At 66.9% G+C, this 7,985-nt stretch carries 9 protein-coding genes; 4 read left to right on the forward strand and 5 right to left on the reverse strand.

Annotated features, from left to right (window positions below; all coding sequences use genetic code 11):
- Positions 1-136: 136 nt before the first annotated feature.
- Both IRX98_RS22040 and IRX98_RS22045 read right to left on the reverse strand, forming a co-directional pair.
- Positions 137-880, reverse strand: coding sequence for a hypothetical protein (locus tag IRX98_RS22040; RefSeq protein WP_224280440.1), 744 nt, complete (start codon positions 878-880; stop codon positions 137-139).
- Positions 877-1,383 (reverse strand): RNA polymerase sigma factor, encoded by a 507-nt coding sequence (locus IRX98_RS22045; RefSeq protein WP_308045779.1) that lies wholly within the window; start codon positions 1,381-1,383, stop codon positions 877-879. The genes IRX98_RS22040 and IRX98_RS22045 overlap by 4 nt, the downstream gene beginning before the upstream one ends.
- A gap of 147 nt (positions 1,384-1,530) precedes the next feature.
- On the opposite strand from IRX98_RS22045, the gene IRX98_RS22050 reads away from it, so the two are divergent.
- A complete protein-coding gene (locus tag IRX98_RS22050; protein WP_224280444.1) occupies positions 1,531-1,986 on the forward strand; it encodes a hypothetical protein in 456 nt (151 codons plus the stop codon).
- Positions 1,987-2,117: 131 nt separating this feature from the next.
- Positions 2,118-3,161, forward strand: a complete 1,044-nt coding sequence (locus IRX98_RS22055) for a S66 family peptidase (RefSeq protein WP_224280446.1) — start codon at positions 2,118-2,120, stop codon at positions 3,159-3,161.
- Positions 3,162-3,289: 128 nt separating this feature from the next.
- On the opposite strand, the gene IRX98_RS22060 is transcribed toward IRX98_RS22055, so the two are convergent.
- Positions 3,290-4,180: an alpha/beta fold hydrolase gene (locus tag IRX98_RS22060; protein ID WP_224280448.1), complete on the reverse strand. Its 891-nt coding sequence runs from the start codon at positions 4,178-4,180 to the stop codon at positions 3,290-3,292.
- Between the two features lie 121 nt (positions 4,181-4,301).
- Here IRX98_RS22060 and IRX98_RS22065 point away from each other — a divergent pair, with 121 nt between their 5' ends.
- Positions 4,302-4,958, forward strand: coding sequence for a TetR/AcrR family transcriptional regulator (locus IRX98_RS22065; RefSeq protein ID WP_224280450.1), 657 nt, complete (start codon positions 4,302-4,304; stop codon positions 4,956-4,958).
- A 151-nt stretch (positions 4,959-5,109) separates the two neighbouring features.
- Here IRX98_RS22065 and IRX98_RS22070 read toward each other — a convergent pair whose 3' ends face one another.
- Together IRX98_RS22070 and IRX98_RS22075 are read right to left on the reverse strand one after the other, a co-directional pair.
- Entirely contained in the window at positions 5,110-5,625 is a 516-nt protein-coding gene (locus IRX98_RS22070; RefSeq protein WP_224280452.1) for a GNAT family N-acetyltransferase, read from the reverse strand.
- 292 nt (positions 5,626-5,917) lie between these two features.
- Positions 5,918-6,385 carry a P-loop nucleotide/nucleoside kinase family protein gene (locus tag IRX98_RS22075; RefSeq protein ID WP_224280454.1) on the reverse strand — a complete coding sequence of 156 codons (468 nt, stop codon included), beginning with the start codon at positions 6,383-6,385 and terminating at the stop codon, positions 5,918-5,920.
- A gap of 382 nt (positions 6,386-6,767) precedes the next feature.
- Here IRX98_RS22075 and IRX98_RS22080 point away from each other — a divergent pair, with 382 nt between their 5' ends.
- Complete coding sequence (locus IRX98_RS22080; RefSeq protein ID WP_224280456.1) at positions 6,768-7,622, forward strand: MerR family transcriptional regulator; 855 nt, start codon at positions 6,768-6,770, stop codon at positions 7,620-7,622.
- Positions 7,623-7,985 lie beyond the last annotated feature (363 nt).

The following is a 7,985-nucleotide window of genomic DNA, read 5'->3' on the forward strand; positions in this document are numbered from 1 at the left end:
GCCCATCCGCTTCCGGCGACGGGTGTTCCGTATCCGACACCTCATCGGGATGGTGGCGACTCACCCTCCTGACGAACACTTCGCGACCGGTCGTGGTTCCCCGTCTGGGACGGCCACGATCGTCCAGGCCTGCCGATTAGAGGCGTGTGCGTCCTACCTCTGCACCGTCGGCGGTGTAGCCGACGAGAACCACGGGGGCCGTGGCGTCGCCCTTCCCTTCGAACCAGCCGTAGAACCTGCCGTCGAAGCGCAGCATCGGGTGCTCGACGCCGTCGGGGGCTCGCACGACGGCGCGGGTCGCAGGCCCGGCCCAGATGCTGAGGACCCGGACGTCGCGAGCCCCCAGCACGTCGGGTTGCCGTTGTACGTCGACAGCGCCCATGTCGCCGAAACGTGCGTCGGCGGGCGGTGAGGCCGCGCACGAGCTGCCGTTGGCGTCGATGAACTCGTTCGGGAGGGCCGCGTCTGTGCTGGCGCGCGTCTCAAAGAGCGCGGCAACGCAGGTAAAGCCGTTGCGACCGGAAGCGGCCACGAGCGTGAAGACGGTGTCCCCCGGTCCTGCGGCCGTGGCCACTCGTCGGGCGTCGGCCGGGTCCACGGCCTGCCTCCCGGGCTCGCTCTCCGGCGACACCACTGCCCAGCCGCGGAAGGCGTCGACGAAGCTCTGGGGCGAGAGACCGGCGGCCGTCGCTACTCCGCCGCCCACCAACGCGACCCCGAGCGCGCCTGCGGCAACGCCTGCTGCGCGGTACTTGCGAGGTCGCGACGGCGCGACCCGCGTAGCCAGGATGGACGCGAGGGTCATGCGCGACCACTGCTCATCGAGCTGGTCTTCCTCGGGCCGAAGTGCCTCGAGGGTGGTGGTCAGGTCGCGGGTCATCGAAGTTCCTTCAGGGTCACGGGCACGGCGAGCGGGTGGACGGGCGGGCTGGCCCGAGGCCCGGGTGGATCCTCGGCGATGCGAGCGAGCGCGGCGCGTGCGCGGCTGACCCGCCGGCGGAACGCTGGTGGGCGCAGCCCCAGGACGGTGGCTGCCTGATCGGTAGTCAAGCCGTCCCAACTGATCAGCAGCAGGGCCTCTCGGTGATCTTCGGTGAGACTCGCCAACTGCTCCAGCGCTTCGCCGCGGCGCAGCGCGGTCTCCGGCGTGGTCCTGTCCTCGACGGAAGCCACGCCGTCGAGGAGAGCGATCCGGTCCGCGAGGGCGTGCCGCCGCCGTGCTGAGCGGTGCTGGTTGCCCACCACGCGGCGCGCGGTGACCAACAGCCAGGCGATGGCGGGGTCGGGGACCTCGCTCCAGCGACGCCACGCAACGAGGAACGTCTCCGACACGACGTCATGTGCGTCGTGGACTCCCACGTGGCGGCGGGCATACGCCAGCACTCGGGGAGCGTCGCTGTGCCAACACCTGCTGAAGCGCTCTTGGTCCGTGCTCATGCCTCGTAGTGTCCGGGACCCCGACCGATGTGACCCCCAGCGCGAAATCCGGCACGGCGGGGCGCAGCCCACGATGCATGTCAGCCTGTCTACATGAACGCAGAACGCGACATCCTCGCGGCGGAGGGTGTTGCCCCCAACGGAGACACCTGGGCCTTGCGGTATCGGCCTCACGGCATGGGCGGACGCCACGAGATGGCGCTCTACGTCAACGGGGACATCCGTGAGGACGCGTCCGGTTGGGACATTCCCGACACGACGGAGATCGGGTTCGGGGGTGGCTTCAAGCGAGGGGAAGGCAATCGCTACATCTACGGCCTCGTCACCTCCCGCATCAACGTCGTGCGTGCGGAAACCAACGACGAGGGCGACCAGACCGAAGTCTCACCCGCTCACCTTCCTGTGGCCACCACAGGCAACGGGGTCCGGCTGCGTTGTTTCGTCCTCGTCCGACCACCCGTGGACGACGTGACTGCCCTCGTGGGTCTTGACGGTCACGGACAGGTCGTGCAGCGGATCCCCTTCATCGGACCGACAAGGGGCCGCTGACGGACCTCCGTGGTCCGACGCCTCGACACTTCTGGGCGGATCCCTCGAGCCGATCCACTTACGGACCTGACGGGCCGCTCCATTCAATAATCCTTGAGGATCAGGAGCAGCCTGACCCTCGGGTCACTCCCATGGAGTTGACTTCACCGAACAAGGCGCGCGCAGGCGACAAGATCGCGGTGGTGTCCCCGTCCTTTGCCGCCCCCGCGGTCGCCCCGGTCGTCCACGAGCAAGCGCTGAAGAGGCTCCAGGCAGTCACGGGGCTGGTGCCGGTCGAGTTCCCGACCACACGCAAGCTCAACGCATCCGCCCGCGAACGGGCCGACGACCTCAACGCAGCGTTCGCCGACCCCGAGATCCGCGCCGTGCTGGCAACCATCGGCGGCGACGACCAGATCACGGTCATCCCGCACCTCGACCCCACACTCATCGCGCATGACGCGAAGCCGTTCCTCGGCTACAGCGACAACACCAACCTGCTCAACTGGCTGTGGACGAACGGTGTGGCCGGCTACTACGGCGGCTCGACGCAGATCCACCTCGGCCCGGGCCCACACGTCGACCCGGTCCACGAAGAATCGTTGCGGGCCGCCCTTTTGACCGGCGTCCGCGTGGAGCTCACCGAGCCGGGCGAGTCGGAGGACATCGGTCATGACTGGAACGACCCACGAGCCCTGACGGAGTTCGGCGACCGCGAGCCGACGGAGCCCTGGACCTGGTCCGGGCCGTCACGGTCCATCACCGGCCGAACCTGGGGTGGATGCATCGAGGTCCTGCAGTGGATCCTGACCGCAGGCCGATTCCCGACCGACCCTTCGGTCCTGGATGGCGGAGTACTACTTCTCGAGTCCTCCGAGGAACTCATCCCCGCACAAGAGTTCGGCTGGATCACCAGATCGCTCGGCGAGCGCGGAATCCTGAGCGCCGTGGACGCCGTCGTCGTCGCCCGCCCCCCGACATCGGACTTCGACACCCGGCCGTCCGCCGAGGACAGGCGCGCCAAACGCGCTGAACAGCGCGACAGGGTGACGAACGTCGTGCACGCCTACAACCCAGAAGCAGTCGTCGTAGTCGGTCCGCCCTTCGGCCACACGAGACCACAGTGGATCGTTCCGTACGGCGGCTTCTTCACCGTCGACGGCGTCAACCGCCGGGTCTACGCCGACTACAGCTGAAGGAAGCGACGAGGACGCCTCTCAACGACGGCACCTGGCCCGCCAGGCGATCCCGCTCCGGCGCGGGACTCTGTGCCACCTTCCCGCCCCCTGAGTCCGGCGGTCGGCTGACGAGCCGTTGCTGATGTTCAGGCGGGCAGCGGGCGGTGGGCGATGCTCTGGATGGCGTCGGCGATCTCATCCGACAGGGCATTGGGGAGCGCGTGTCCCATGGTTGGGATGGTGACGAGGCGTGCGTAGGGGATCTGGGCGGCCAGGTGTCGGGCGTGGGGTGGCGGAACGACCGGGTCCAGAGGCGCCTCGATGACAAGAGTCGGCACCCGCACCCGCGGGAGCTCTGCTCCCCGATCCAGTCCAGACTGATCCGCGAGCGCATGAGCGGTCGTGTGCCGGTCGCGGCCAGAGTGGCGGCGGATCCGCTCCTCAAGCGTGCGAAACTCGTCAGGGTCGAAGGCACTACCGGCGTCACCCCCAGCGAGTGCACGCCAGTGCTCCACGTGCCAGGTGATGTCGGCTTCGCGGTCTCGCCGGTCGAGAAGGTGCTGCCACATCGTCATGACCTCCGCAGAGGGGCCCGGCAGTTCGAGGGCGTGTACAGCCGAGGCACCGCCCTCCAGTGCCGAGGTACCTATCAGCGTGGCGCTGAGAAGCCGTTCGGGTGCCTCAATCATCAGCAGCTGTGCAAGCGTGCCGCCTAGTGACATGCCCACGACGTGAGCTCGATCGATGCCATAAGCGTCGAGCACGGCCAGCGCATCGTGCGCCAGCGTGATGATCGGGTAGGGGTGCTCCTCGAAGCACACGGACGAGCGCCCAGTGTCTCGGTGGTCGTACCGGATCACCAGGTGATGCTTCGCTAGGCGATCTACGAGGTCATCAGGCCACGTCAGCCCGGAGGCGTTCGCCCCCATGATGAGCAACAACGGCGGCATGCCCAGGTCTCCGGTGGCCTCAGTCCAGAGGGAGACGCCTCGATCCACCTCGATCACGCGCTCCCATCGATCTGTCACCTCGGTCATGAGGGCCTCCTTAAAGTCTCTCTGCCCGCGAGACGAAGCGTCTCGTGGCGTACGGAATCACTCGACCCCCCTCTAGGTCAAGACGGGCCGTCTCGTCTCGCCTAGTGGATAGGATGCCGGGGTGTCTAACAGCCCCGACCCGACTCGTCGTAGCAACGCTTCCCGACAGGCCATCCTCGACGCGGCGGCCGAGCTCATCGCAGAGGTGGGCTTTCGGCGGCTGACCATCGAGGCCATCGCGGTCCGCGCCGGGGTCGGTAAGCAGACGATCTACCGGTGGTGGCCATCGAAGGGTGCCGTCGTGTTTGACGCCCTCCTGGCGCTGCAACACGACGCCGACGGCTTGCGAATTCCGGAGTCCGGAGACCTCGGTGTGGACCTGAGGCTCCTACTGCGGGAGACCGCAGCGGGACTTGTCGATCCCCACCTCGAGGAGCCCTACCGCGCGGTGCTGACCGAGATTCAGCACGACCCGGTACTAGTTGAAGAACTGCGCGAGCGCCTACTAGGACCGCTGCTGAGCGCAACCCGTGATTGGATCCGACGAGCGCAAGACCGATGCCAGATCAATGCAGCGACCGATCCCGCCGTGGTGGTCGACGTCCTTTACGGCCCGTTGTTCTACCGCTGGCTACTTCGCACTGGTCCCCTCGACGAGGACTACCTACAAGCCCTCACCGCAGCGGTACTGCCCGTCATCACGGCGAGCAGCGGTCCCAACCCTCTGCGCGCATCCGTTGAAGGCAGCCCGCCGGTCGTCGCCGGCATTGAGGATTGACTCGACTTCATCGCCGACTTGGCAGCCGTTCGCGTGACCCTGCCGGCGGGCGAGATCCCTGCGGCGCGGGCTGAAGCACGCCTTGTGCTGCCGGTGGGCGGCGGCCCCTGACCCGCACTGAATGTGGGTCAGGGGCCGCCGCAAGAGGCTGCTACTCGATGGGTGAGTAGTAGTTCACCAAGGGCACGCCGACGAACCCGAGGGCCTCGTACAGCCCGCGAGCCGGGGCGTGCCCCGGATCGCCACCTGTGCCGACATTCGCCATCACCATTCCGCTGGCGCGGAATCGCTCGATCGCGAATGACATCAGGGCACGGGCGTACCCACGACGCTGGTAATCGGGGTGCACTGCGATCTGCTCGATGTGCCCGATGCCGGCGTCCGTCTCGTTGGCGAGTGCGACGTACCCGGCCACGCGTCCGTCTGAGGCGACAACAACGTATGCCTCACCCTGCTCGTCAAGACAGGTGGTCCGGACACTGGCGGCCTGGGCCTCCTGCCACGACGGCTGGTAGAGGTGGTTGAAGACCGTCCCGCCGAGTATCTCGGCGAAGGAGTCGAACACCTGTTGCCACGCTGGTATCGCGAGCGCCACTACCGCTTCCAGGTCGTGAGGCTCAAGCGGACGGATGGTTGGCGCATCGGGATTGGGCTTTGCGTTGGACATGACGAATCTGCTCCGTTCAGGACGAGTTGGGCGACGTGCGAGTGCACGTCGGCCTGACGCTGAGCGGCGCGGCTGGTTGAGGAAGCACGCGCCGCCTACGGGCGGCGGGTGCGTCCAGCGTTGATGCAGCAGATGAAAGCCATGCACAGAACCCTAGGACACCCGGGCGCCAACGTCATCCGGTGAGGCGTCACGGGTGAGAGGAAAGCGACTTTTCGGGACGTCCGGGAACCGCGGCAAAACTAGATGCTCAGGAATGAAGGACGAGATCGCAGCAGCGCGGTGAGACGAACTAGAGGACCTCGTCGAAGGCGCTGCGCTCCGCTTCGTCAGGGCGCTGGCTCTGCATAAACTCGTGCATTGCGACGACATCCTCGTGCTTCATCGGAGGGTCCTCCATGCCCCGTTCCTGGATGCGGGTCCACAGCACATCCGCAGGGACATCGAGAAAGAACAGCTCGGTCCGCGCACCTAGCCCTGCGGCCTCTGCCCGCAAACGTTCGCGCTCGTCTCTGCCCCAAGTGCCCCACTCGATGATGGCGGTACCTCCGGCGCGGAGCACATCGAGGGCCAGTTCCCACTGCAGCCCTTCCACGCGGGCGCGAAGTTCCCCGTCCCATAAGTTCGCTCCGAGCGCGGCCATCCACTCATCTGGGCAGAACCGGACTCCCGGTCTTTCGGCCTGCAACTTCTTGGCCTCCGTCGTCTTGCCACTGCCGGGCAGGCCCGAAACGACCACAAGGCATCCTGCTTCACTCACGGGCACACACTACGAGAGCGTCCAGACGCCTCGTCCGCTCCTCCTCGGCAGATCCGGTCGCCCCCGCTTGCGAGAATCCCCTGCGGCCCCTCAGGAGCAGCGGTAGCGGCCAACTCCGATCGCAGCGAGCGGATCCCTCAGCTGTCCGTCTGCTCGTTGCAGCCTTTCTGCGTGGCCGGCAGGCGCACCAAGACCGTGACGGTCGTCAACGGGGCGATCATGTAAGCGCATGTCATACGCCGATCGTCTCGGCAGAGGTCCGTCAGCGGCAAGACATGGACGGTGGACTGCGCTCGAGGCCCTCCATTCCGTGGCCCGTCGTCGGATTCAAGTCGCTCGCGTCGTACGGGATGATCGAGCGTAGAGTGCTGGTTCTGACACCGTGCGCATAGGAGAGCTGTCACAAATCACCGGCGTAAGCGCAAGATCGCTGAGGTACTACGAGTCCCTCGGTCTCATTCGATCGACACGCACCGAGAACGGGTGGCGCCACTTCGAGAGAACTATGTTCGACCGGGTCGTCCTCATCCAGCACCTCTACGCCGCCGGGCTGAGCAGTTCGACCATCGACGAGATCCTGCCCTGCCTCGAAGCACCGGCGGACAAGCGGACGGGCTTCCTTGAGCATCGGCTCGCCGACGAGGTCGAACGCCTGGAAGCAGCAAAGCGTGAAGTCGAGCGCGAACTGAGCGTCCTTCGTGGGCTGCAAAGGGACGGGCGACGCTTGATGCTTGCCATTGACACTGGTGTCAGCATCCACTCTTCAGACATGACAACCGAGCCCACCAACAGCCCCCGCGTCCGACAGTTGCGCGTGATCGTCGAGGCCGACGACTACGAGGCAGCAGTGTCCTTCTACCGCGACGTCCTCGGCATGGCCGAGCTCGCGGCTTTCGCCGAAGGCGGTGACGACCGCGTGTCCATCCTCGACGCAGGACGAGCGACCCTCGAAATCGCCAACTCGGTGCACAAGGCCGCCATCGACCGCGTCGAGGGAGTCACCAGGCCGAGCGCAAAGCTTCGACTGGCCTTCGAGGTCGACGACTCTGCGAGCACCACGGACGACCTTGAGGCGGCCGGTGCCACGGTGATCGCCCCACCCGTGATGACGCCCTGGCATTCGCTCAATGCCCGTCTCCAAGCGCCGGCCGACCTGCAGATCACCCTGTTCCAGGAGACCGTCAGCCCGGAGCAGCGGTCCCGCCTCCCGGGCTTCGACACCGACGATCACCGGTAGTCGGCTCACCCGCGACCGGCGACACCAGAGGGTGGCGCATCGCCGGACAGCGGTTCCGGTCAGGGAACGTCACTCGGCGACGCCGGCGCGCCCGCATATCTACCGAAGACAGATCCCGTACCGGGTCGCTCCGCGAGCCCATCCCGTACCGGGTCGCTCCGCGAGCCCATCCCCTGCCGGGAACGGGGCGATCTCCGTCCCGATTGTCGACGGCGCGCACGCATGACCGCGGGCGGTTCGCCTACTGGGATGATCGCGTGGTGGTCGAGGTTCTCAACGACGCCGATGTACGGCGGCTGCTCACACCCGACCTCGCCATTGGCTGGATGCGCGAGGCCCTCATCGCGGCGCATCGTGGCGAGT

Source organism: Nocardioides lacusdianchii (assembly GCF_020102855.1).
GTDB lineage: Bacteria > Actinomycetota > Actinomycetes > Propionibacteriales > Nocardioidaceae > Nocardioides > Nocardioides lacusdianchii.

Excerpts from the sequence above, each read along its gene's own strand:
- IRX98_RS22050 (WP_224280444.1), top strand. The coding sequence starts at position 1,531 with ATGAACGCAGAACGCGACATCCTCGCGGCGGAGGGTGTTGCCCCCAAC.
- IRX98_RS22040 (WP_224280440.1), bottom strand. The coding sequence starts at position 880 with ATGACCCGCGACCTGACCACCACCCTCGAGGCACTTCGGCCCGAGGAA.
- IRX98_RS22055 (WP_224280446.1), top strand. The coding sequence starts at position 2,118 with ATGGAGTTGACTTCACCGAACAAGGCGCGCGCAGGCGACAAGATCGCG.
- IRX98_RS22060 (WP_224280448.1), bottom strand. The coding sequence starts at position 4,180 with ATGACCGAGGTGACAGATCGATGGGAGCGCGTGATCGAGGTGGATCGA.
- IRX98_RS22070 (WP_224280452.1), bottom strand. The coding sequence starts at position 5,625 with ATGTCCAACGCAAAGCCCAATCCCGATGCGCCAACCATCCGTCCGCTT.